Below are 23,670 nucleotides of genomic sequence, written 5' to 3'. Positions count from 1 at the left end.
TGCACAAAATTATATAAGTTAGCAATATTAGAGATCGAAGAATCTTTTCCTAAACCTTTAACTGTTAATTCAGAACAGCATTCATGAATTTCAACTTTCCTAAACCATTATGCTTCGCGGCATGCTGGATGGCGGGCTTACTGCTTGTGGAGCCTGCACCAGCCCAGAAATCTGCCATTAGCGAGAAGAACATTGCCTTTATCGAGTATCCCGACTTCCCGGATGCACACTCCACCTGGGGTTCGATCGGATACAATGCGGCTTCCAATACGGTGCATATCGGCGTAACCAATCACCGCAATAACATTGGCCTGTACACCTACGATCCTGCGAACAACGCGATGAAACTGAACGGATTTATCCGGGATATGGCGAATCTCCGCGATTATCAGTGGCAGGGGAAAATACATTCCAAAATTGTTGCAGCACCGGACGGCTCCATTTATTTCTCAACAGATGGCGGCGAGTCCCGCGAAGAATATTTGATGGAACACCCACAAGGGTATGCCGGCGGTTTTTTTATGAAATGGGATGCCAAAAACGGCCTAAAAAACCTGGGAATTGGCATGCAGTATGAAAGCATCAAGGATGTGGACATGGATCCGAAAACCGGAATGTTATATGCAATTTCGTATCCCCAGGCGCATTTCTTGGTATATAACCCCGCTAAAAACCACCTGCGCGACCTTGGCCGCCTCGCCAGCTCGCACGTCCCCCGCGTACTATTCACGGACTGGTGGGGAAACTGCTATTATGTGGATTGGCGGCAACGATTGGTGAAGTACGAAAAGGATAGCGATTCACTCGTCTTTGCACGAGAAAGCCTGCCCGCATTTCCGGGAACGCCCGGCTCAAAAATCATTACAGGCGTCACAGCCTATGCCAAAGATGAAGCCAAAGGCATTATTTACCTCATCACTTATGGTGCAAAACTCATCTCATTTTATCCAGAAAAAGACGGTATCGGAAAAGTGAAAGACTTGGGTGGCGTGATTGAAACCGGCGATGGGGATGCATGGGGACCCTATGTACCCAACCTGAACATTGGCAGAAACGGCAAGCTGTATTACATCATCGGCGGCCACGATAACTATGTTGTAAAAGACAGAACCCTTTTAGTGGAATTTGATCCGGCCACGGGCAAAAAGACAATTCTCCAGGAATATCCCACAACCGTAGTGACGGAGGCTACGGGCCTGGATGTCAGAGACAAAGACGGTAACCTGTACTTTGCAGCCCGGCGTAACCCTTCCAGCGCTGGCGATAACACTACTCCGTTTATGATTCAATTCAATCCAGAAAAAGCAATCCGGAAATGAGAAATGTTACTAAAATACTGATATCGGCTTTATTGATAACCTGGTCGGGCCCGCTGCTTGCGCAATACACGTTTTTTACGCCAAAAGAAGCGTTTGCAATCGAAGTTTCGCTTCCTAACAGCGCTGAAAAACGCCTGCCAATGTACCGCAATGCAATTACGTCCCTAACTGTGCAGGGAGATTTGGTACTGGGTGGCACTACGGCCAAAGAAGGCTTATCCCCCTATCTTTTCACAGCCTCCATTTCCGGCAAAAACCTGTTGACCACAAAAGATTTACAAGAAGTTGTGCCGGACCAAAAAGGCATTTCCACCGGCTTTTGTAAAGGCACCGGCAACCAGCTTTTCGCAGGAACGATGGCGCAGGTGAACAACAATCAGCAGCCAGGGCATTTGATACAGGTTAACGTCGGCGCCGGCGGAAGCATTGAAGTGAAAGACCTGGGTATACCAGTTGCCGGAGAAAGCATTTTTACATTGCTTGGCAACAAGCAAGGTGCTGATTTGTATGGCATTAGCTATCCAAGCGGTCGCTTTTTTACCTTTAACATTTCAACAAAAAAAGTACAAATCTTCGACGAGGTTGCTCCCAAGGAAAAAGAGCTGAACAATCTGCACGAATACGCCGTGGGGCCGGAAGTTTACTTGTGCAAATCCCTCATTGAGGACAATGCCGGGTTAATTTACGGAAGTATGGCAGGCAACCGTATTTTTGTATTTGATCCGGCTAAAAAGACATTTGAGTTTCTGGAAAACCCACTACCCGCAGTTTGGGGACGCGAAGTTCTGGGCCAGGTTGAAGCCTGGGCCAAAGCACCGGATGGGAAACTTTATGGCGGCAATGCAGGTGATGGACAGCTGTTTGTGCTGGATCCCGCTACAAAAAAGGTCAGGAACCTGGGTAAGCCTACTATGATGCCCCGGTTACAAGCCCTGGCATTCGGAGGAGATGGAAAGCTTTATGGTCTTGCTGGCGGTGCGCCGGGTTATTCACATTTGTTTTCTTATGATGAGAATGGTGCCGGATTTTATGATCTCGGAAATCCCGAATTTACGATGGTGGCACCTGGCATAGAGCAGGGAATCTTATGGCGGGGCTTTCAGCTGAGTACGCTGGCAGCCTCGGCCGACGGAAAATACATGGTAATCGGGGAAAATGAAGCGCTAAGCCAGCTGATGATATTTCCGGTTGAAAAATAAATGCACCAGCTATTCCTAAACATGATTATGATACAATTTGCAAGACTATTCCTCTGTTTGTTAGCATTCACTGCATTCAGCATTGGAAATAAAACTTACGCCGCAGACCCATGGCTGCTGCGCGCACTGCCTTCATCCGTCCGGCTGGACCCGGTCACCAATGAAATTATAGAACACCGGTTCAAAGGCGTTCCCTCTAACCAGGCTGGAAAAAGCAATCTGCTTGATAAAAACTGGATATATGATGGTAAAAAAGTCGCATTACAAGGAGCGCGGGGGGAATATGTTTCTTTTCAGCTTGTCCTGACAAATGAATCAGATTCAGACCTAACCGGGATCAAAATTGACATGGCGCCCTTCAAGAACGGGAGCACGGAATTGGCTGTGAAATCGGAGCTTTTTCTGGAATGGTCGGTTAATGTGGAGAGCACCAGCACGGGTTATCCCAGGTCTACTCTGGGAAAAGGCTGGTATCCTGATGCGCTGATCCCATTTAAATTTATTCAAACCGACTCGGCCGAAGTGCACGGCCGCTGGGTGTACCCGTTCACATTGCCGGATTTCAATAACCGAATTGTTAACCAGCGTTCTCAGATTATTTGGGTGGATCAGTTCATTCCCCTGGACATTCAAAAGGCAAAACCGGGAACATACCAAAGCGTAATCACCGTTACAATTGGCACAATTAAGAAACAGATCCCCGTCAACCTGACCGTCTGGGACTTCGAATTGCCAAATGAAAACCTTTTCAAAGCCAGCCTGCAACACGAAGGTTTCCTCAGCCGGATGGACGAGAAACAAGAACTGGCCGTATATCAGCTCTTTAAAAGAAACCGCATTTCCCTGATGGACCCGACTTATGATCCGGAGATCCAGATAAAAAATGCCAAGGTCGAAATCAAATGGGCCAAATTTGACCAGCGATTGAAAAAATACCTGACCGGGGAAGCTTTCACTAAAGCCCAGGGTTACAGCGACGGCCCGGGTTATGGCGAGCCGCTCGAAACTTTTGCGCTCCCGTTCGATGTCTATGGCAAACACGGCACTGCCGGCTGGCCGGACATCGGCAAACCCGAGGTCGAGCGCAATGCAGCGAATCAGGCCATTTATACAAGCAGCATTCGGCAGGTTCGCCAGCATTTACTGCCAATGGTGAATCCTAAAAAAACACTGCTGACAGTTTATCTCAATGGTTTGGATGAATCCTATTTTCCCGAAGCATGGTCACGGATGGTGTTTTATGGAAATTTATTCAAAAAAGAATATCCCGAGGCCAAGTTCCGGGTCGATGGCGGTTATACCAAAGATGCCATGGACGTCATTGGCAAATCCATCACCGATTGGGCGTCGCATACGATCAACTACAACATTGACACCGTAAAACATTACCAGCAAATGGGCATTAAAGACTGGCTTTACGGGCCGATGCTTTATGAAGCTAAGCTGAACAGCTGGGTGGGCAGTTCCACATTTATTGATTTACCTTTGATCAACGACCGCGCGATCAGCTGGTCGTGCTGGAAATACAAAACTTTCTCCTGGATCAGCTGGGGCGTGGGTGCTGGCTGGGAACGTGGCTGGTACGATCCCGAATCCTGGAAAGACTTTTACAAAGAAGCGTCTGAGGCCGATGCGGAATTCACATACCGGACATTCAACGGAAACGGCTCGGTCATTTACAAACCCGGCATGGTTCCGAATGTGTCCGAGCCTTGTCCGTCGATCCGCCTGAAAACCATGCGTGACGGCGTGCAGGAATATGAATATCTGCGATTGCTGGCAAAGATCGACGGCAACACCAAACGTGCAGATGCGCTTGTTGATCAGCTTATTAAGGAGCCTTTTGGCGAAAAATCCATTGGTAACCTGGACGTCTGGAGCTATGATCCGGAACAATGGCATAAAGTCCGTATGGAAATGGGCGAGCTCATTTCAAAAGGCAAAAAATAATCCTAAGTCCATCCCTGAATCTTCATCGTTACTGCGTGAGCGCTCTTTTCCTCCATCCAGCCTTTGGTAATTGCTAGCATCATATGAATAAGATTGACAAACTTTTTAATTTACAAAAGGGCAAAAATTATCTGGTGTTGCTCGGGGTGTTTATATTGTTATTAACAGCTGCAATGCGGAACGTTTACGCGCAGCCGTCACAGCGCAAAGCGATCATTGAAGACAAGGTGCATTATAGTGAGGTGTTCAGGGAAAACCGGAATTTTCGGCTGATCCTGCCGCCAGATTATTATGTGCATCCTGAGCGGCATTATCCGGTAATCTATTATTTCCACGGCAATGCAGGCCGGTTCAATGGTCCGGCCGAGGGGGAAGTTTCACGTTCTGGCGAAGCTCGCTATTACGATGAATTTAATGGAAATCACGAACGCTGCGGACCCGATTCGCTGGACAACTTTGCGAGCTATGTAGCTGACAATGATGTGATCATCGCCAAATGGGATGGCTATATGCCTGCACAATATCCGCGACCCTACGACATTGCACCGGTAAAGGAAGACCGGCAGTTTGTTGATTACTTCCCGGAATTTGTACAATATATTGATGCGCATTATCGCACCAAGGCTTACCGGGAAGGCCGGGCGGTTTCCGGGCTGAGCATGGGTGGATTTATGTCGATGCTGGTTGCTTCCAAATATCCGCATCTGCTGTCAAGTGCTTCGTTTTTCTGTCCTTCGGCTTCGTTTACGGTCGGGCCGAAAGCTTTGCAGATTTATACGCCGTTTAAAGAAATGGGGCGCAATTTTATCGGCTTGCCTGTTAGGATGCATTTAGGCAGCAAGGATTTTCTGCGTCAGCATGACCAGGAGATAGATGACGCTTACCAAACCCTTGAACTGAACTACGAAAGCTGGCATTATGGCATCGGTTATTTCAGGGGCTTTCACAATGCGGTCAACATTAAAGGACAGTTTGATTTTCACATGAATTACTTCCGGATGCCGCTAGCCCGCCCGGAGAAATGGCATCATATTGATTTGTATCCCAACTTTTCAGTCTGGAATTACAATGTCAGCACAAACCGCAAGATTCCGGGATTTACCGTGCTGGATGATGTGCACAAGGAAGGATTTAGTTTACAAACCAAAAAATGGCTGCCCGATGGCCCATCCGTGCCCAATCTTGCTGTAAACATTATAACTGACAGCATTTACGCGCCGAATACCAGATTTGAGCTGATTCAACTGGATGTGCCTGCCCGCAAAATTTCCCGCTCGCATGTGCGAAGCGACAAAAAAGGCCGCATACAATGGCAGGGAACCGGTGAGCAGACTAACATTGGAATATACAAGTCCGGTGATCCCGGGCACATTACGATGGCGACCTACAAGCTTGACCGGCAAATGCCTGGCGTTGGAGACATTGTGTACCTGAGTCCGGTATTGTTTAACAAAGGTGGATCTGCGGTGGATTCTATTCACATTGAATTAATTGCACAGGATGAAGAAATAGAGGTTATCGACCCGGCCATCGCGATTGGAAAACTCGCGCAAGGCGCTTTACATGAAAAAACAGGATTTAGAATTCGCTCGCGGAGTGCGGGTCTGGATCGCGCTAAACTGAAATTAGTAGTACGTTATAATGACAAAAAAGATCAGTTTTTGCTGGAAGTCCCTTTTTACTCACCTGAAAAAACGCTCACCCATTTTAAAATTGCCGACGGACAAGCCGTAAAGTTGGAAGTGGAAGAGAAAACAGTGGTCGGAGAAGGTAACGGCGATGGAATCGCCAATCCGGGCGAGTGGATCAGCGTTTTTACTAAATCCGACCTTGATTCGCTGCACGATTTTGGCCTGCAACTTTATACAGAAGACCCTTATGTGGCGATGGACAACCGTCGCATGCTGTTTTTTGCCAGAAATGATTGGTCGGGAGCGCAGCGGCTTACCTCGCAAGTGCAGATTAAACCGGATTGCCCCGACGGTCACCAAATTACTTTTTACGGCATTTATGAATATCCAAAAAATGGCAACACACGCCGGGACAGTCACGGTGCGCATTCTTTTATCCATGAAACGAAGCGGGTTTCCTTCATCGTGAAAGTCAAAAAATAGCACCGATGGAAACCCAGTGTACTGATTCAAGCCGGATATCAATTTACGCCACCGACACCAATAATGTTTTGAGCAGGGTTTTGCAATTGTTTGGCAAAAGCAGGTTCGAAGTCAGCTACATTCAGGTTTTTAAAACGCCGGATGCAGACCTGAAACTGATTGTCGTGGAAGCATCATTCCCGAAAGAAATGATGACGCTGATCCTTAGCCGCATTGAAAAGATTATTGAAGTGCACAGGGCTTTTCCGCATCAGGATGAAAACCCTTTTGCCGGTTGAAACGGTTCATACTGGTTTCTACAACACCATTTCCCCGGATGTTGCTACCTTTACAAACTCGTTTGACCGGCCCTGCATGGCTGGCTTGCAGACAAATGAATAATAGACATTAACTGAATAAAGGTTTGATACCATGAAAAAGACCGCACAGCGCCGTTCGCTGATCTTACAAAAGCTCGATGAGTTGGGCGAAGTAAATGTGAATGATCTAAGTGAAATGCTGGAAGTGAGTGAAGTAACGATCCGCAATGACCTGGATAAGCTGGAAAATAGCAACCTGCTCGTAAGGGCGCACGGCGGGGCTTTTAAAACCAACAACATTGCCCTGACGGTTACCGAAAAAAGGAAGATCAACCACGATACCAAGCGGCTGATCGGCCGGAAAGCCGTGTCGCTGATCAATGAAGATGACAGCATCATTCTGGATTCCGGCACAACAACTTTTGAAATATCCAATAACCTCGACAAATTCAAAAACCTGACTGTGATCAGCAACGCGCTGGACATTGTCAATAACCTGGCGCAATACGAAAATCTGCAGGTCCATATGCCGGGTGGATATCTGAAAGAATTCTCCATGTCGCTAGTAGGTCCGATGGCCGAGCGGAACTTCAAGCAATTATACTGCAACAAACTGTTCCTGGGAATCGACGGCATGAAGTCAAACGCCGGTTTTTTCACCCACTACATGGAAGAAGCCCACCTCAACCAAATCATGATCGACATCGCCGAAGAAGTAATCGTCGTAACCGATTCCTCAAAATTCAAAAAGTCGGGCCTGGCGTTTATTTGCGGTTTTGATAAGATTGACAAAGTGGTAACCGATGATAAGATTGAAGAGTCGGATTTGAGGATGCTGAAGCAGCATAATATTGAGGTGATAATTGCTTAGGGGTGTGGCGAATTGAGAAGATTTTGGATGTAAATGCAAAATAGATTGTTATGGATTGAGAATGAGGGGCTGCAATACATAGCAAGCTCACTATTTTAAAATTTTGTACATTACGGAAAATTCTTGGCTATGACTTATAAATTGGCTATGACTTATAAAATCGTTTGTCCGGTAAAAAACAATCAGGTGATCTTGACGCTTCCACCCAACTTTCGCGATAAAACGGAGGTAACTGTATATGTCGATGATCAAATCGATGCTAAGTCTAAGAAACTTGAGGCAATGAAAATGGCTGCGAAAGATCCAATGTTTCTGGCCGACATTAGTGAAATTCACACAGGTTATTCCGATCACAACTCGCAACCCTGGCGGGAAAATCTACCCAAACGAAGTGTTAATCTCTGCAAATAATTTTGGTCTTGGTAACGAGTCCGTCATTTTGTGCCATCAAATTCGCACTCTGGATAAACAAAGACTTTCATTGCTTTATGGAACTGCGACCAGTTTGGACACACAGGTTGACGTAGTGGATGCACTTTGCTTTCAATTAGGAATAGAAAGAGAATAATGTAACACACTACCTACACCCCCCGATGAAAACCTCCCTCTCCCACCTCCCCGACCATAAACAGGAAGTGAAGAAAGAACCATATCTGCACTTCCTTCTTCAAAATTGTTTCAAACTGCTGGCAGCTCATTGGGTACAGCAACGAACGCTGAACAGAAACGTTCATCTCTAAATTTGAATCAAAAAGTTTCGTTTCCTTATCTTTTTGTTTTTAATTGCATTCCCTAGCGGGCACTCGGAGTGATTGTGGAATGTACTATGCCATTTTCTGTCCAAGCACCCCCAAAGCTATTCCAAAAACAACCTTTAAAATTTTCCGCCTTGTACACCATTCCGAATTCCCCAAAGGCTCGTTCAATTAAAACCAGCAGGAGCTTTTTGCTGGCTTGCTGCTTTGTCCTCGTAGCAATCTTGGCAAATGCACAGAACAAGGCCTCACAGCCAAATCATGTAAAAAAAACCGGCCCAGGTTCAGCCTTACTTCCGCTTCCGCAACAGATTGCGCTGGCTAAAAAAATGTTTCCAATTGACAAAAACTGGAAGATTGTTGCCGATCCGGCACTTTCCAAGGAACAGGCTTTACTAAGCCTGCGAGAGGGATTAAAGGAAGCCGGCCTTCCGCTTTCCATTGCAACTGGTAGTTCCGCTAATTCTCCTACCATTCGGCTGGTGGTTCAAAAAGGATCTGTTAAAATTGGAGAAAGTGTTGATACAAACCGGGTTGCGCTTGCGCGCCAGGCTTACCGGCTGAGTTTGAAACCACGAAGTGTTACCATAACGGCTAATGCTTCACAAGGTTTGTATTATGGTGTTCAGACCTTCTTGCAATTACTACGCGAGCAGGCTCCAAAAATGCAGCTTCCGGAAGGTGAGGTTACCGACTGGCCTAATGTGGACATCAGGATGATTTATTGGGATGATGCCCACCATTTGGAGAAGCTAAGCGCATTGAAGCGTATTGTCCGGCAGGCGTCCACGTTTAAGATCAATGCTTTTACGATCAAGCTGGAAGGTCATTTTCAATACAAATCCGCACCTGCGATTGTGGAGCCTTATGCATTATCTCCGGCAGAATATCAGGAACTGGCGGATTATGCAAAAGCGCATTATGTTGATCTCGTGCCGTTTCTGGATGCACCAGCACATGTCTCGTTTATCCTGAAACATCCGGAATACCGGAAACTGCGGCTGATCGACGACATTAATTATCAGTTTTCGGTTACCAATCCCGAAACATTCAAACTGCTCGACGCAATGTTCAGCGAATTGATCAATGCGAGTAAAGGCAGCAAATACATTATTCTTTCCAATGATGAGGCTTACTACACCGGGAAAGCGCCTTCGGAAAAACCGGTGGCAGACAGTCTTGGCGGAAATGGACGTTTACTGGCGTGGTTTATTAAAAAAATGGCCGATAGGCTGCACGAACAGGGCCGCACGGTGCTTTTTTGGGGTGAATTTCCATTGAGAAAAGAGGACATTACCGCATTGCCCAAGCATTTGGTAAATGGTGTTTATAACAATGCGATTGCCGCCGATTATAAAAAGCACGGGATCAGGCAGTTTGTTTACACAGCCACGCAGGGTGGCGAACCTGTATTTCCCAACTATTATCCTTTGCATACAAAAACCAATGTCATGGCGGATGGGAGCGACCGCTCCTCGGGCCGGGTGGCGGATATGATGAAAGAAATCAAAACCGCATTTGACGAAAACCTGTCCTCTTTTGCAGGCGTAGTGATTGCGGGCTGGGGCGATGCGGGCCTGCATCCTGAAACATTCTGGCTGGGATATGCTACAGCCACAGCTGCCGGATGGAACAATAAAAACCTTACTCCCGCAAACGCCTCGGCGCGGTTTATGAATGCTTTTTACGGACCCGCTCAAAAGGATATGGATAGTGTGTACCGCGCGTTAAGTGCTCAGGCAGAGTTTCATACCGAAAGCTGGGACTGGATTCCATCAACCTGGCGACCGATGATCAAGGGAAATTCGGATAGCTTATTCCTCCAACCTGAAAGAGACCAGACCTTACCCCTCTTACCTGTGCCAGCGTCCGGTTCCCTTGCGGTTCCAAACCAAACTTACCCGGTTAATGCAGAGCGCCTTGCCACTGCAAAAGCGATGCTTCCGCGCAATGCATACGCACTTCGATTACTTCAAAAAAACAAATCGCTCGCCAAAACGCAGCTTTACAACCTAGAAGTGCTGGAATCTGTTGCGGCGATCTGCGGGCAAAACTTGCGGATGCTGGTGGCATTGAATGAGGTAACCGATTTGCTACAAAAAGCGTCCTCAAATGCGGCGAGCAATCCAGCCGCAGCAATTCAACAACTGGATGCTGCGCTTGAAAAGGTTAATAAACTAAAAACGCAACGCGACAGTACGCTCGCATTCGTCGAGAAAGTATGGTTTAAAGAATGGCACCCGCTCGTTGCAGAGGCCAACGGACGCAAGTTCCTGCAACAAGTAGACGACATTAAGGATCACCAGCCAGTGCGCACCCTCGATCTCAGCTATCTTATTTACAGGGAATTGCATTATCCATTGAACCAATGGTGGAATGATGTACAGCAAGTCAGGAACGATTATGCGCAACAACACAAGTTGCCTGTTATGAAGAAGCAACTGAATTGGCAGCAATATAAATAGCGGCATCCGCTTCCTATAATCCGTATTTTTTTTAGAAAATGAAAGTGCTTCCGGACCTGCGTTTGGAAGCATTTTCATTTTCTACTGTCTCTTATCAATAAAATTTCCCCAAAATCTACATTACCTTTCTTTTTAAACTGTCATTGTTATTTTTTTCTTACGAAAACATTTTACATTTAATAAAAACATTATATTTGTTTCGATACCTTTCGATTCAATCATTTCTAGACAACTTAATCTTCCATGACCTATGGGAAAACAAATTTTTACCGAAGCATCCAATTGTTTCCGCAACGCGTGCGGAGTGCCTCCGGGAATACTCTTCAAAGTGCTATTTCTGTTTTTTTGTGGCACTGCCATACAGGCTCAGACTTCCAGTCGGGCAAATCTTGTTGATGTTAGTGGCCAGGTTACTGAGAAAGCGACTGGCCAGCCGCTGGTTGGCGTATCCATTCGGGTAAAAGGCGGCACAGACGGTGTTGTTTCTGATGCGAATGGCGCTTATAAAGTTCAGGTGCCTCGCAATAGCACATTGCTCTTTACGTATATAGGTTATAGTGACGTGGAAGAGCCGGTCGGCAACCGGTCAACGATTTCACCTCAACTCGAAACAGGCGATAGATCACTCAATGAAGTCGTTGTTGTAGGTTATGGAAGCCAGTCAAAAAGAGAATTGACCGGTTCGGTGGCCTCTGTTAGTTCCCGGCAATTGCAGGATCGGGCGGTGGTTTCATTTGGTGAAGCGCTGGCAGGACAAATGGCGGGTGTTCAGGTGCAGCAAACTTCGGCTGCGCCGGGCGGGGGAATTTCTTTGAAAATCAGGGGAACAGGCTCTATTACAGCAGGTAACCAGCCTTTGTATGTGGTAGACGGCGTACCTCTTGACAACTCGGTTAGTAATGCATCTGCGCAGGGCGGCGATATTGGGGATCAGTCTCCGGTAAACCCACTGGCCAGCATTAACCCTGGTGATATCCAGTCTATTGATGTTTTGAAAGATGCGTCGGCTACGTCTATTTACGGATCGCGAGGCTCTAATGGTGTGGTTTTGATCACAACAAAAACAGGAGCAGCGGGCAAGTCACAAATCAGCATTAATGCAAGCTACGGTTTTCAGGAAATTGCGAAAAAAGTTGGGATCATGAGCAACCAGCAATATACACAACGGCTCACAGACCAGAGAAACACAGACTGGGTGCGTGCAGGTGGAAAGGCTACGGACCCTAACTCCGTAAGAAGCGGCCCTCAATATAAAATAGCGGATGAATTTAAAAACGCGGCCTCCCTCCCATTCACCGATTGGCAAGACCTGCTTTACCGCCGTGCACCGATGCAAAATTATCAGCTTGCAGCTTCGGGCGGAACAGAAAATGCGCGTTACTATCTTTCCGGTAACTATCAGAACCAGGAAGGAATTGTGATTAACTCGGGATTCAAGAAATATGCATTTCGTTTAAATGTGGACGCAAAAGTGTCGGAAAGAGTAAAAGTAGGCTTCCGTGTTGCGCCATCTTACACCAATAACCGGATCGCAACCACGGGCGGAATCCAGGATTACGGCGCCGTAGCGACCACAGTAATGTCCGTTCCGGGTTTGTATCCTGCACGCAATGCCGATGGCACGTATGCAACATCTTACACGCTGCATTATGACGACGGCACCACGCAAAATATTATTTACAACAACGCGCTGGCTTTTGGTGAAGGCATCAAGAACACCATGAACCAGTTCAGCACGGTGGGCAGCATGTTCACGACTGTTGACATTTTGAAAAACCTGCAATTCAAAACCAGCATCAATGCGGATGTCAATACATTCAGCAACAACAAGTTCTCACCTTCCTTTATCAGTGTAAATCCATCATTCGGTCGTTCTTACGCGGCTACCAATGTCAGCTGGATTAATGAAAATACATTGACCTATAACAACTCGTTTGCTGAAAAGCATCACGTGAATGTACTCGTGGGTTTGACTGAACAGAAGTCGAGCTTCAACTCCACGGCAGTTAATGCAAATTCGTTTCCAAACGACCTTGTGCCAACTTTGAATGCCGGGATTGTGACGGGCGGAAGCTCTATTCGTTCGCAATGGACATTGCTTTCGTTGCTAAGCCGTGCGACCTATAATTTCAATGAAAAGTATTTTCTGACGGCCACTTTCCGCCGCGATGGCTCGTCGCGTTTTGGTTCGGACAATAAATGGGGAAACTTCCCTTCCGCTTCGGTTGGATGGAGAATCGGGGAGGAAAACTTCATGGCTAATGTAAATGCCGTGAGTGAGTTGAAGTTGCGTGCAAGCTATGGTTTGATTGGAAACAACCAGATTCCCGACTATGCTTCTGTCGGACTGATTTATGGCAGCAATTATATTTTAGGCTCGGGTGACGGTTCTATCGCCAGCGGGTTGGCGCAGGGTTCATTAGGCAATGCAAATTTGGGATGGGAAAAAGCCAAGGAAATCGATTTCGGTCTCGATCTGGGGCTGTTCCAAAACCGTATTTTCCTGAATGTTGATTATTATAACAAACTGACTTCCGACCTGCTTCTCAACGTGCCTGTGCCGCTTTCAACAGGTTACGAAACGGCCCTGCGCAATTTGGGAAGTCTGCGTAATAAAGGACTTGAAATCGCATTGGAGACGAGAAATTTCAAGACGGATAAGTTTACCTGGAATACCAATGCCAACATTTCTTTTAACAGAAACAAAGTAGAATCCCTTGGTGCGGGCGGAACGCCAATCATTGTTGCTAACCGGGCTCAGGAGAACTCTTTGACACATATTACACAGATCGGCAGCCCGCTGGGAAGCTACTATGGCTACATTTTTGATGGCGTTTATAACACAATCGACGAAGTGAATGCATCCGCGCATTTACCCAACACCTTTGCCGGTGATGCCAAGTTCCGCGATATCAATAATGATGGCGTGATCAATGATTCTGACAAAACAATCATTGGAAATAACCTTCCCAAGTTTACTTATGGAATGACCAACAGCTTCACTTATGGAAGCCTGGACTTCGGGTTTTCGTTGCAAGGCGTTCAGGATGTAGAGGTGATGAACCTGACAAAACGCAGCGCTTACCGCAACAACGGGACTATTTCCGAGAATTACTGGCGGTCTCCGGAAGAGCCGGGTGATGGCAGGACGTTTGGTGCGGGCAGCTCGGCCAACAACCGCACGATTTCATCTTACCTCGTAGACGATGCCTCTTTCCTGCGCATCAGAAACGTTACCCTCGGTTATAGATTTGACAAGTTGTTCAATGGGTCGATCCTGAAAAATGCGCGGGTGTATGTGAACATTCAGAACCTGCACACCTTTACCAAATACTCGGGCTACAACCCCGAAGTAAACACCACCGAAGGTGACCCATGGATTTCTTCTGCGCTTACGCCGGGCATCGACTATGGCACTTACCCTATGGCGAGAACGATTGTATTTGGCCTTAACCTTGGCTTTTGATCCAACTGAAACCCAGATCATTTAACATTGAATTGACATGACCTCAAAAAATATAAAAACAGCTGTTATCCTGGTTGCCCTGGCATTTGCGGGCACGTCCTGTGATGATTTCCTGGAATCCAAACCCATTTCCCAGGTCGGTGAAACTGATTTTTTCAAAACCGAATCTGATTTCAACCAGGCGCTGGTAGGTGCTTATTCTGCATTTGCACAAGTGTATTCCGGTAATGGATATTATCCCCTGCTCGTCGATCTTCGTTCCGATAACACCACCGAACTTACTGCTGGCGGAGATGGAAATGATGCAAAAAGAAATCTTGATGAATTCCGCGAAACAACAGACAATGAGCACCTTACCGCCTTCTGGCAGAATAGTTATGTGCTGATCGCCAGAAGCAACAGCATTCTTGCCAAGATCGATGGCTCAACTGTTGCGGATAATTTGAAAAAGCAATACACCGGCGAAGCGCTTACATTGCGGTCGCTGGCTTATTTCAATCTGGTGCGGTTATACGGAGGCGTTCCGCTGGTAACGGAACCGGTTACTGACATCGATGCCAGTTACGAAGTTGGCCGTGCCTCGGTTCAGGATGTTTACAAGCAAATTGAAGCTGACCTTATCAAGGCGGAGGGATTGGTGCCCGTTTCTTATGATGACGCTTCTGTGGGACGCGCAACATTGGGGGTTGCCCAAAGTCTGCTCGGGCAGGTTTACCTGACACAGAAAAAATATGCAGAAGCTGCTGCCGAATTCAAAAAAGTAGTTTCATCCGGCACTTATAGTCTGCTGCCTGTTTATGCTGATTTATACAAAGCCGGACAGCAGGGAAATCCGGAGGCGATCTGGCAGGCGCAATTCAAAGGCGCAGCCAATGGCCTGGGTTCAAACTTGCCCAATCACTTCGCGCCAACCGGTTCCGAGGGGATTACCATTCCCTCAGGCGGAGCTTACGGATTTAACCAACCCACCGACGATATCGCTGCGGCCTATACAACAGGCGATGTACGCCGCAACAATATCGCCGACGGATATCAGAATGGGAGCACATTTGTTAAAGCCAAATACATCCGTGGATACGTGGAGCGCGAAACAGGCGGCGGTTATGCCGATTCGGGAGCGGATTGGTACGTGATCCGTTATGCCGACATTCTCTTAATGTATGCAGAAGCATTGAATGAAGTAAACAAAGGACCGGTTGCCGATGCTTACACGGCCATTAATTCGGTCCGGAAGCGCGCAGGCCTTAAAGATTTGAGCGGCCTGACCTACGAAACATTCAAGGCAGCGGTTTACAACGAAGAAAGGTTGGAATCCCCATTTGAAGGACATCGCTGGTTTGATCTCCTGCGTACGGATCGCGCACTCACAGTCATGAATGCGAAAGTATCAGGACCTGGCAAAGCAACTGTGGGCATTTCATCGCCCATTAAAGCTTACCAACTGCTGTACCCAATTCCGGCACTGGCAGTAATTACCAGCAGCCCGGCGATTGTGCAAAACGAAGGATATTGAAGGATTTGAATCTGTTAGGCAACAATCAGATGGGAGTTGCGGCTAGTAGTGATTTGAAATTTATCCCGCTGCCGCTTACAAAACAGAACTTAGACGAGAAATCGCCTAAGTTCTGTTTTTTGCTTTATACATTTCCCTTTTTTTGTCTGCTTTCATTGCGCAAATTAATCCATCATTCAGAACTCACCACTTGTCTCAAAATCACATCACGCAAACGGTCTTCATGTTCATCGCTCCATTGCCCTAATGCGGCGATGACGGGGATTAGTGTCTTGCCAAATTCTGTTAGGCTGTATTCCACTTTTGGCGGCACAACGGGGTAAATTTTCCTGGTCACCAATTCGTGTTCTTCCAATTCTTTCAGCTGAATATTCAAAACCCTGCGTGACGCATCGGGAATTTTGCGTTGGAGCTCGCTTGGACGTTTATGACCTTCATTGATAAACCACAGCAAACGGATTTTCCATTTGCCATAGAGCACTTCGCCTATCAGATCAAGGCTACAATTCAGGTTCGGCAATGTTTTCCGCTCATACATATTTCAAATGTAAATGTATGTCTCAATTTGTGCAATAGGGGATCAATTTATCCCTATATGAATCGAAGTTCCCTTTTTTCCCTGAGGTAGAAACAATCAGCCCCCCCCGCATTTTGTATTTGACTAATCTTATAAACTTTTGTATTATTGGTGTATACAAAATCTATATACCATGAAAAATCTATTCTATGCATCCCTATTTGCATTAACGTGCACCACAGTGGTCGGCCAAGGCATCAAAACAGAAATTGTCGGCAATAAGCAAATGACAAATTCCAGTCGGGAGATTCCGAATTTTAATCATTTAAGAATTATCGGACTGGATGTAGATTTACAAAAAGGAGAAACCAATTCTGTTTCTTTAATTGCAGAATCAAATATTATTGAGCACATTGTGAGTAAGGTCGACGGCGACACGCTTGTTATTCATTACGAGAGAAATCAACCGTTAAGAAATGTAACAAGCCCTAAAATAAAGCTGACTTTTAACAATAATATAAACAGCATATTGGGCAGCGTTTCCAATATCAAATTGCTTTCTCCACTTGAAAATAATTCTCTGGTTGTAAAACTTCAAACCAAATCATCCATTACCGGAATGGTTAAATTGAATTCCTTTAACCTGAGGATGGAAACGTCATGTAATGCTGAATTGAGCGGATCAGCAAATGATATGCATGCCAGATTATTCACAAAAAGCAACATGAATGCAAAGGATTTGGCAATAAAGAAACTAGACATTGTTGAAGAAACGCACTGCAAGTCCGAATTAAATGTATCAGAACAGCTTACAGCCAAATTATTTGTTGAAAGCACGCTCAATAATGTCGGGAATGCAATGCCAAATATTACTTATCCATCTATGGACCAGATGACTTCTATGAAATCATTCAGCCGGAATGTTGATATGTTTAAGTTTAATTGACAACTGAGCCCCCCAAACCTCACACCAGCCTTTCCCTGATCGCCAGGCTTACTGCTTCGGTGGCGCTGTTTACGTAAAGTTTATCGTAAATATTGCGGATGTGGTTATTTACTGTGTTGTAGGCAATATCACATTCTGCGGCGATTAATTTATAGCTGTAACCTTTGACCAGAAAACCTAATATGTGCTTTTCACGCTCGGTCAGGCGGTAGTCTTTTTTAGCTGTGGTTTCAGCAGAAAAGTAGCGCAGGACTTTGGTGGCAATGCTGCCGGTCATAGGCGCGCCGCCTTCAAGTGCTTCCCGCAAACTCTCGATAAACCGCTCCGGACTTGTCTTTTTCAATAAATATCCGTTGGCACCGGCTTGCAGACTGCCAAAAATCCGCTCATCTTCCTCAAAGTTCGTTTGGATCAGCACGGGCAATGCACCAAAATGCCTTCTGATCAGGATGGTGGCGTCTATGCCGTTGATTCCGGGCATGTCTATATCCATGAGCACAAGGTCCGGTTTCGATTCGGTAATGTTGGCCAGAAGGTTGTTGGCATTGGGGAAAGTTCCGGTGCACACGAAACCGTCGGAGAGATTGAGAAGCATGGACACGCTGTTCAACCTTTCCTGATTATCGTCGAAAATTATGATCCTTGACGCCATACGGTGAGTCAATAGCAATTGATATGATGTTGAAATACAATATCCTGCAAAATTAGCAATCGAATTTCTTCTACAATATAGCAAATACTAGTCATCCTCATTGCTTCAGAATACCAGCGTAATGGTGGTTCCGGCGTCAATGACGGAATGTATCATAAGCTGGCCGTTCATCTGTGCCGCACGGTGGTGCATATTCGCCAATCCATTGCCCTTCCTGATGAAATCGGGATCAAAGCCCCTGCCATTGTCGTGGATAGTCAGCTTCGTATGGCCACTTTCCCGCGTTGTAAATACATCTACGGTGCTGGCATTAGAATATTTGGCAGCATTGTTCATCGCTTCTTTGAAAATCAGATACAGATTTTTCCTCGTCTGCATATCCAGTTTCAGGTTTTGGACTTGAATATCTGTTTCAAAACGAAAAGTAAATCCCTTGGACTCTGCCAATGTGCTGCCAAACTGAAACATCCGGGCCGCGTGCCGATAAATGCCCATTCCACCCCAGGTGCCTGTCCAGAAGGTTGAGTCATTAAGTTTGTAAAAAGAAGTAAAGCCGCGCCCGCTCACAAACGGAAAATCCACCTCCGTGTAAGCCTCGGTCTCAGGATCAATTTTGAGGAACTCGATGCCATCTGTTACTGCATAAACCTCGTCTTTGGTAAAAAGCACTTTATAAGGAATCACCACATTCTTCAAAGTCCTGTTCTGGCTGTGCAGCTGCATATGCCTGCTCCTGTGTGTCACGGGATCGATCTGATGAAGCAGATATTGCAAACCGTCGCGGTTATACCCATAGGAACATGCCCAGATCATTCCGGAATTATCCTCAGTAATGCCTCTGACGCTGCTGCCGATATCGCCGGTCTTTTCCAAAGGCACGCTCATGTATCTTCTAAAAATCTCTTCGGTTAGCGTAACTTTTATCAGACCGTTGACGCCTGCCACCCAAAAACTGCCGTCGGTGCTTAAACACGCGCCAAAAAAGTAAATGTCTGCACCTGATTTTTGCAGCAGGCGGGTGGTCAGATCGGTGAATTGACCCGTTTTTTGATTTAGTAAACCAATTTCCTTTGAAGATTTATACCACTTGTAATTTCCTTTATCGGTATAAATAATCCCGGGCGCTATCGGGGCGTCCGTATCAGTAATAGGGCCAACATGTTCGGTTTTGAAAGCGTAATGCCGCATCCGGAAGTGCTTCCCTCTTTTTTTTGCTCGAAATATATTGATAACGTATCTACACTTGTCTGCACCACACTGAAGATGCGAAATGGACGGAGGTTAATGTCATTTCCTATCAGATCAGTTCGTTTAACCAGTTTGCCTTTATCATCTATTTCGTCCAAAAAAGTCCCGTCACTAAACGCATACTGCTTGCCTTTCCTGTCCAGAAACAGGTTGGTAACCTGGCTGCCGACACCAGCGGCCGGCCCCGCATTGGTTGGTGGCGTATATAGTGCCTCAGGAACAAAATCTTTACTGATCTTAATGAGCTTTCCACGCGGTATTGAAACCCAGCCATTTTGATCACTATCAAAAAAAACATCCAGATGCTGTTGGGAATCAACACTTTTGAGAGCAGTCGAAGGCTTAATGGTCTTACACGTCAGGTTAAGGACATCAACAATGCTGACGCCGATATTATGCGTCACCCATATGTCGCCACCCGGCCCGGTCTTGATTTGGTTGATCAGGGTCCCGCTGCCAATGGATCGGGTTAGCATGCCCGTAAAATTCTGGAAACTGTAACCGTCATAGCGCCATAGTTCCTGGCCGGTTGCCACCCACATAAAGCCGCGGCCATCCTGGGCGAGAGCGCGTGTATTCCGGCTGGGCAAGCCTTGCTCCGGACCAAGCAACTGAATGTTTACACGCGTTTGCGGAGCCTGCGCCACACAGATATCCGTAAAAAGCAAAACCAGGAAAGCTAGCAGACCATACAAGTGGATTTTTATGCAAGACAAATTCATCTTGAATTGTAAAAGTCTGCGCAGCATGAAGAGATGGGAGTGAATATAAGACGGATGTAACTTGTGTACTCTTAAAGTTGACTTTCGATTAAAGAACAAATAACCTTTTTTCTAACCGCCTGTCACAACAATGATTAAGGAAGTAAAACCGGCACGTATAGCAATAATTTGCTATTGCGCCATGGCGCTTTCCTATCGTCTTTTGCGCTAAGATTTTACTCAACGTTTTTTTCTTAATCACTATGTCGAATGCCAGGTTCTGTGAAAATGCTGCAACAGCGTTCTTCACAGGATTTCCCTGGTCTGCACAGCCAAAAACGCCACAATCATCATCCTTAACAACCTCAATTTCAAAACAATGAAAAAATTACTTTACTCACTTTCAACATTACTGGCTTTTCTCATCGTCCTGGCTTGCACAGACCACGACATTTTTGAACCTGAACCGGAAACCTTGTCTTCCGAACTATTTGTAAGCGGGCTGAAATATCCGATCGGGATGGCCGCGGATGACAAGAACAACCTGTGGGTAACCGAAGCCGGGTCTGGTAAGGGCGATGATGGCAGCGTATCCATGATTACCCAATCGGGCGTTAAAACAACATTTGTTACCGGTCTCCAGTCCCTGATGCGGGAAGGATCCATAGAAGGAATAGCTCATCTGGCTTACCGCGCAGGGAAATTATATTTTCTGCATGGCTCCAACGGCATACTTTACACAGCCGATGTGTCGTCCTTCAAATCCGGCGACAGCCCTGTTGCGCTGGCCCTTATCGACTCAGCAGACATTGGAAGCTATGTCGAAAGCCTGGCTTTGACCAATCCCATTAATTCAAATACATACCATTTCACATTCGGGCCGGACGATCATATGTACATCGTTGACGCCGGAAGCAATGCCATTATTAAAAGAGACAAGACAAACGGCGCCCTAAGCTTGTTTGCTAAAATACCCAATGTTGCGACGGGCGTGGAGGCTGTGCCAACGGGCATCGTTTACGACGGAAGCAAATTCCTCGTAAGCACATTAACCGGCTTCCCTTTTACACCGGGCGATGCCAAAATTTTTGAGGTAAAGACCTCGGGAGCGGTTGAGGTCTACAAGTCTAACTTCACAACCCTGACCGGCATTACACTTTCAGCGAACCAAAAGCCCATCGTCATCCAGCATGGTGTTTTCGGAGCAATGGGATTTGCGGCTAAGTCTGGCAAAGTGCTCAATGAAGACGGAAAGATCCTGCTCGACGGTCTTTCGCGGCCAACTGACATTATTCGTGGCAACGGCAAACTCTACTATTTGCTTAGCTATCAGGACGGCACAATCAGCAAGCTGTCGTATTAATGTTCGTCTTTCCAGAAAAGTGTGGACAGTCGCCCGATATATTAGCGCTTCCATGATCTCAATGGGGAAGTTACGTCTCAGAAAACCGTTTCAGACGACACGAAACCGGATAATTTATTTATAATTATTCTAAGTTTCGCAAATAATGGTGCAGTTCTTCCTTGCACTAATTATTCCAGTGCTATCAATTTAGGATTAAATACAAAAAAGCGGAATGAAGTAACCGATTGGTTATCTATTCCGCTTTTTTGTATTTAATTTCTCCATTTTCTGGCATGGAAATTTTGCTCTATACATGGTCTGCTAGGGGGCCACACTATCCGCATACTTATGAGCAATAAATGCACTTTACTAATAGCTAGTCTTTTTCTTATACTCTGCATCTACCTCAAAGAGGCACGCGCACGTGCTGAGGAAAACAGTAAGTTGAAGTCTCAGCTTCAAAGTAAAATGTTAAGTACTGTCCCGGCAGCGGGCTTGGTACGCCGGCCTTAGGCTTACAAGCTTAAAAAACACACTTGTACTTATAAATATCAACCTAGACTATACTCAACGTATTAAATTTAGCCGGGTCGAAACATCTTCCCGGCTTTTTTTCTTTATGGTTGAAATTTTTGCTGATTCTCTTTCAGCCTGCTGATCCGGTTTTGGCCTAATGTTCACGTGATATAAAAGCTTGGGATACCTCCGTTAAATGGCCCAGTCCCAATTGAAGTATACACTCTGTCCAACTTAATCCTTGACTTATATGCTTTTTCTATCCTTCATTATCGCCTGTCTTAACTGGACTGCATGGGATTTGGGTGCAGCTTCTTCGAATCACTTACCAGCCGTTTCCACCGAGTCGCGCGCAGTAGAGCCCGGCTATTACTTTTGCCTTGCAACGACACCATTGTCCGAAAATCAATACATTTTCGTCGCCACACCCTTAAAAAAAGGCAATTTGATGATCGATGGCCGGACCATCAATGTTAGCTACACCATGACCGATAAAGACCGGAAGGGTTTTACGGATTATTTTTCGGGTGAAAACTACAACGTCAGGTTGATTATCAGGGACGAAATTAAAAGCGAGATCGGCATTTCCGACTATCGCGGGATCCTGGAAGTGCAGCATGGCGCTGAAAGCCGGAAATTTAAAGTCCACGGACGCCGCTATTGAAATTTTGAAGAAATTGGGAACTATACCATTATTGCAATGTGTTCCGCAATAATTTTCCAACCAATTCTCTTCATGAAGCCTATCTATTTTCAAGAATTTGTTACTTCCTTTTCCGAAATTCTTTCATCTAATAATGAATTCCTAGCCCTGGCAGCAGGTGGTTCATGGATTGATGGCCGGATGGACCAATTCTCAGACATTGACCTGGTCATCGTTCATCAGTCCGAGACCATTTCTTTTGAAGATAAAAAAGCATTGGCAGAATCTGCCGGCGATTTGCTCGCGTGCTTCACCGGCGAGCATGTAGGTGAGCCAAGATTACTGATTTGTCTATACAATAACCCCATGCTCCATGTCGACTTAAAGTTCGTCTGCCTGCCTGATATGGCTTCGAGAGTGGAAGATCCGGTTATTATTTGGGAAAGAAATGGTGTATTAACCGACGTACTGACACAGTCGGCGGCGAAATTCCCCTATCCCGATTTGCAGTGGATTGAAGACCGTTTCTGGGTTTGGGTTCACTACGCAGCGGCAAAAATTGGCCGTGGAGAGTATTTTGAAACGACAACATTTTTCTCATTTATCCAGCAAACCGTATTAGGGCCGCTGGCTTTGATCAGTAATAATGAGTTGCCAAAAGGGGTAAGAAAAATAGAATTCCTGCTTCCCGACCAAGACTTAACATTCATGAAAAACACGATGGCGGAACATAACGCCGAATCCTGTTTAAATGCTTTGCAAAATACAGTCCGCTATTATCGCTTCCTAAGAGAAGCCACGAAGCCCGATTCCCTCAAAATAAACCACCGCGCGGAACAAGCTGTAATGGCTTACCTGTCCGACAACACGAACCATTCCTCCCGGTAATATACATTGCAAAGCGTGTGAGATATCCGGAAACTTCACGGGAGAAATTATTATACTTTTTTTACTAAAACCCCTATGACCCAATTGATGCCATAAAATAGCCGCTTCGTTGTCCATTAAGGCCAATTGCTGCAAAGTGTACTTTCCTTCCTTATACAACATTGCTAAACTAGCATCCGGACTCATGACATCTGCGTAATCTGACGGATGAAGTGGCCAGTGACGGTCATTAAAAGGAGCCGTTGGCTGCTTGTAACAGCTAG

The 23,670-nt window shown here is 46.1% G+C and carries 19 protein-coding genes; 15 read left to right on the top strand and 4 right to left on the bottom strand.

Features of this window, described 5'->3' with window-relative positions:
* Positions 1-83: 83 nt before the first annotated feature.
* From G395_RS29585 to G395_RS0116435, 11 genes are all read left to right on the top strand, one after another.
* Positions 84-1,319 carry a hypothetical protein gene (locus G395_RS29585; RefSeq protein WP_211237781.1) on the top strand — a complete coding sequence of 412 codons (1,236 nt, stop codon included), beginning with the start codon at positions 84-86 and terminating at the stop codon, positions 1,317-1,319.
* Positions 1,316-2,518 (top strand): NHL repeat-containing protein, encoded by a 1,203-nt coding sequence (locus tag G395_RS0116490; protein WP_026631064.1) that lies wholly within the window; start codon positions 1,316-1,318, stop codon positions 2,516-2,518. The genes G395_RS29585 and G395_RS0116490 overlap by 4 nt, the downstream gene beginning before the upstream one ends.
* A gap of 27 nt (positions 2,519-2,545) precedes the next feature.
* Entirely contained in the window at positions 2,546-4,468 is a 1,923-nt protein-coding gene (locus G395_RS0116485) for a glycoside hydrolase domain-containing protein (protein ID WP_026631063.1), read from the top strand.
* Positions 4,469-4,641: 173 nt separating this feature from the next.
* Positions 4,642-6,582 (top strand): alpha/beta hydrolase, encoded by a 1,941-nt coding sequence (locus G395_RS0116475; protein WP_169720046.1) that lies wholly within the window; start codon positions 4,642-4,644, stop codon positions 6,580-6,582.
* Positions 6,583-6,587: 5 nt separating this feature from the next.
* Positions 6,588-6,860 carry an ACT domain-containing protein gene (locus G395_RS0116470; protein ID WP_026631061.1) on the top strand — a complete coding sequence of 91 codons (273 nt, stop codon included), beginning with the start codon at positions 6,588-6,590 and terminating at the stop codon, positions 6,858-6,860.
* A 133-nt stretch (positions 6,861-6,993) separates the two neighbouring features.
* Entirely contained in the window at positions 6,994-7,752 is a 759-nt protein-coding gene (gene agaR / locus G395_RS0116460; RefSeq protein ID WP_026631060.1) for a transcriptional repressor AgaR, read from the top strand.
* A 129-nt stretch (positions 7,753-7,881) separates the two neighbouring features.
* Positions 7,882-8,163: a hypothetical protein gene (locus G395_RS32130; RefSeq protein WP_035361485.1), complete on the top strand. Its 282-nt coding sequence runs from the start codon at positions 7,882-7,884 to the stop codon at positions 8,161-8,163.
* Positions 8,078-8,320 carry a type II toxin-antitoxin system PemK/MazF family toxin gene (locus tag G395_RS32750; protein WP_310588890.1) on the top strand — a complete coding sequence of 81 codons (243 nt, stop codon included), beginning with the start codon at positions 8,078-8,080 and terminating at the stop codon, positions 8,318-8,320. The genes G395_RS32130 and G395_RS32750 overlap by 86 nt, the downstream gene beginning before the upstream one ends.
* A gap of 321 nt (positions 8,321-8,641) precedes the next feature.
* Entirely contained in the window at positions 8,642-10,972 is a 2,331-nt protein-coding gene (locus tag G395_RS0116445; protein WP_262485395.1) for a glycoside hydrolase family 20 zincin-like fold domain-containing protein, read from the top strand.
* Positions 10,973-11,222: 250 nt separating this feature from the next.
* Positions 11,223-14,438, top strand: coding sequence for a SusC/RagA family TonB-linked outer membrane protein (locus G395_RS0116440; protein WP_026631058.1), 3,216 nt, complete (start codon positions 11,223-11,225; stop codon positions 14,436-14,438).
* A 37-nt stretch (positions 14,439-14,475) separates the two neighbouring features.
* On the top strand, positions 14,476-15,951 hold the full coding sequence (locus G395_RS0116435) for a RagB/SusD family nutrient uptake outer membrane protein (protein WP_026631057.1): 1,476 nt from the start codon (positions 14,476-14,478) through the stop codon (positions 15,949-15,951).
* 172 nt (positions 15,952-16,123) lie between these two features.
* Here G395_RS0116435 and G395_RS0116430 read toward each other — a convergent pair whose 3' ends face one another.
* Complete coding sequence (locus G395_RS0116430) at positions 16,124-16,489, bottom strand: winged helix-turn-helix transcriptional regulator (RefSeq protein WP_026631056.1); 366 nt, start codon at positions 16,487-16,489, stop codon at positions 16,124-16,126.
* Between the two features lie 172 nt (positions 16,490-16,661).
* On the opposite strand from G395_RS0116430, the gene G395_RS0116425 reads away from it, so the two are divergent.
* On the top strand, positions 16,662-17,414 hold the full coding sequence (locus G395_RS0116425; protein ID WP_026631055.1) for a GIN domain-containing protein: 753 nt from the start codon (positions 16,662-16,664) through the stop codon (positions 17,412-17,414).
* Positions 17,415-17,433: 19 nt separating this feature from the next.
* Here the strand turns inward: G395_RS0116425 and G395_RS0116420 are convergent, their stop codons facing one another.
* The 3 genes from G395_RS0116420 to G395_RS0116410 form a co-directional block, all read right to left on the bottom strand.
* A complete protein-coding gene (locus G395_RS0116420; protein ID WP_026631054.1) occupies positions 17,434-18,066 on the bottom strand; it encodes a response regulator in 633 nt (210 codons plus the stop codon).
* Between the two features lie 105 nt (positions 18,067-18,171).
* Positions 18,172-19,254, bottom strand: coding sequence for a sensor histidine kinase (locus G395_RS0116415; protein ID WP_026631053.1), 1,083 nt, complete (start codon positions 19,252-19,254; stop codon positions 18,172-18,174).
* Complete coding sequence (locus G395_RS0116410) at positions 19,191-20,063, bottom strand: two-component regulator propeller domain-containing protein (protein ID WP_169720045.1); 873 nt, start codon at positions 20,061-20,063, stop codon at positions 19,191-19,193. Before G395_RS0116410 ends, G395_RS0116415 begins: the two co-directional genes overlap by 64 nt.
* 331 nt (positions 20,064-20,394) lie before the next feature.
* Between G395_RS0116410 and G395_RS0116405 the strand changes: the two genes are divergently transcribed.
* From G395_RS0116405 to G395_RS0116395, 3 genes are all read left to right on the top strand, one after another.
* Positions 20,395-21,378, top strand: a complete 984-nt coding sequence (locus tag G395_RS0116405) for a ScyD/ScyE family protein (RefSeq protein ID WP_026631051.1) — start codon at positions 20,395-20,397, stop codon at positions 21,376-21,378.
* A gap of 748 nt (positions 21,379-22,126) precedes the next feature.
* A complete protein-coding gene (locus G395_RS29575) occupies positions 22,127-22,540 on the top strand; it encodes a hypothetical protein (protein ID WP_051350205.1) in 414 nt (137 codons plus the stop codon).
* Between the two features lie 72 nt (positions 22,541-22,612).
* Entirely contained in the window at positions 22,613-23,407 is a 795-nt protein-coding gene (locus G395_RS0116395; RefSeq protein WP_026631050.1) for a nucleotidyltransferase domain-containing protein, read from the top strand.
* Positions 23,408-23,670: the final 263 nt, after the last annotated feature.

The organism is Dyadobacter alkalitolerans DSM 23607 (assembly GCF_000428845.1).
GTDB classification, from domain to species: Bacteria; Bacteroidota; Bacteroidia; order Cytophagales; family Spirosomataceae; genus Dyadobacter; species Dyadobacter alkalitolerans.
This window is presented reverse-complemented; position numbering and strand designations above follow the sequence as displayed.

What these genes read in the sequence shown, in the direction of transcription:
- G395_RS0116475 (WP_169720046.1), top strand. Translation starts at nt 4,642, where the DNA reads ATGCGGAACGTTTACGCGCAGCCGTCACAGCGCAAAGCGATCATTGAA.
- G395_RS0116405 (WP_026631051.1), top strand. Translation starts at nt 20,395, where the DNA reads ATGAAAAAATTACTTTACTCACTTTCAACATTACTGGCTTTTCTCATC.
- G395_RS0116410 (WP_169720045.1), bottom strand. Translation starts at nt 20,063, where the DNA reads ATGCTGCGCAGACTTTTACAATTCAAGATGAATTTGTCTTGCATAAAA.
- G395_RS32130 (WP_035361485.1), top strand. Translation starts at nt 7,882, where the DNA reads ATGACTTATAAATTGGCTATGACTTATAAAATCGTTTGTCCGGTAAAA.
- G395_RS0116415 (WP_026631053.1), bottom strand. Translation starts at nt 19,254, where the DNA reads ATGCGGCATTACGCTTTCAAAACCGAACATGTTGGCCCTATTACTGAT.
- G395_RS0116485 (WP_026631063.1), top strand. Translation starts at nt 2,546, where the DNA reads ATGATACAATTTGCAAGACTATTCCTCTGTTTGTTAGCATTCACTGCA.
- G395_RS0116490 (WP_026631064.1), top strand. Translation starts at nt 1,316, where the DNA reads ATGAGAAATGTTACTAAAATACTGATATCGGCTTTATTGATAACCTGG.
- G395_RS29585 (WP_211237781.1), top strand. Translation starts at nt 84, where the DNA reads ATGAATTTCAACTTTCCTAAACCATTATGCTTCGCGGCATGCTGGATG.
- G395_RS0116430 (WP_026631056.1), bottom strand. Translation starts at nt 16,489, where the DNA reads ATGTATGAGCGGAAAACATTGCCGAACCTGAATTGTAGCCTTGATCTG.
- G395_RS0116395 (WP_026631050.1), top strand. Translation starts at nt 22,613, where the DNA reads ATGAAGCCTATCTATTTTCAAGAATTTGTTACTTCCTTTTCCGAAATT.
- agaR (WP_026631060.1), top strand. Translation starts at nt 6,994, where the DNA reads ATGAAAAAGACCGCACAGCGCCGTTCGCTGATCTTACAAAAGCTCGAT.
- G395_RS0116435 (WP_026631057.1), top strand. Translation starts at nt 14,476, where the DNA reads ATGACCTCAAAAAATATAAAAACAGCTGTTATCCTGGTTGCCCTGGCA.
- G395_RS0116420 (WP_026631054.1), bottom strand. Translation starts at nt 18,066, where the DNA reads ATGGCGTCAAGGATCATAATTTTCGACGATAATCAGGAAAGGTTGAAC.
- G395_RS29575 (WP_051350205.1), top strand. Translation starts at nt 22,127, where the DNA reads ATGCTTTTTCTATCCTTCATTATCGCCTGTCTTAACTGGACTGCATGG.
- G395_RS0116425 (WP_026631055.1), top strand. Translation starts at nt 16,662, where the DNA reads ATGAAAAATCTATTCTATGCATCCCTATTTGCATTAACGTGCACCACA.
- G395_RS0116470 (WP_026631061.1), top strand. Translation starts at nt 6,588, where the DNA reads ATGGAAACCCAGTGTACTGATTCAAGCCGGATATCAATTTACGCCACC.
- G395_RS0116440 (WP_026631058.1), top strand. Translation starts at nt 11,223, where the DNA reads ATGGGAAAACAAATTTTTACCGAAGCATCCAATTGTTTCCGCAACGCG.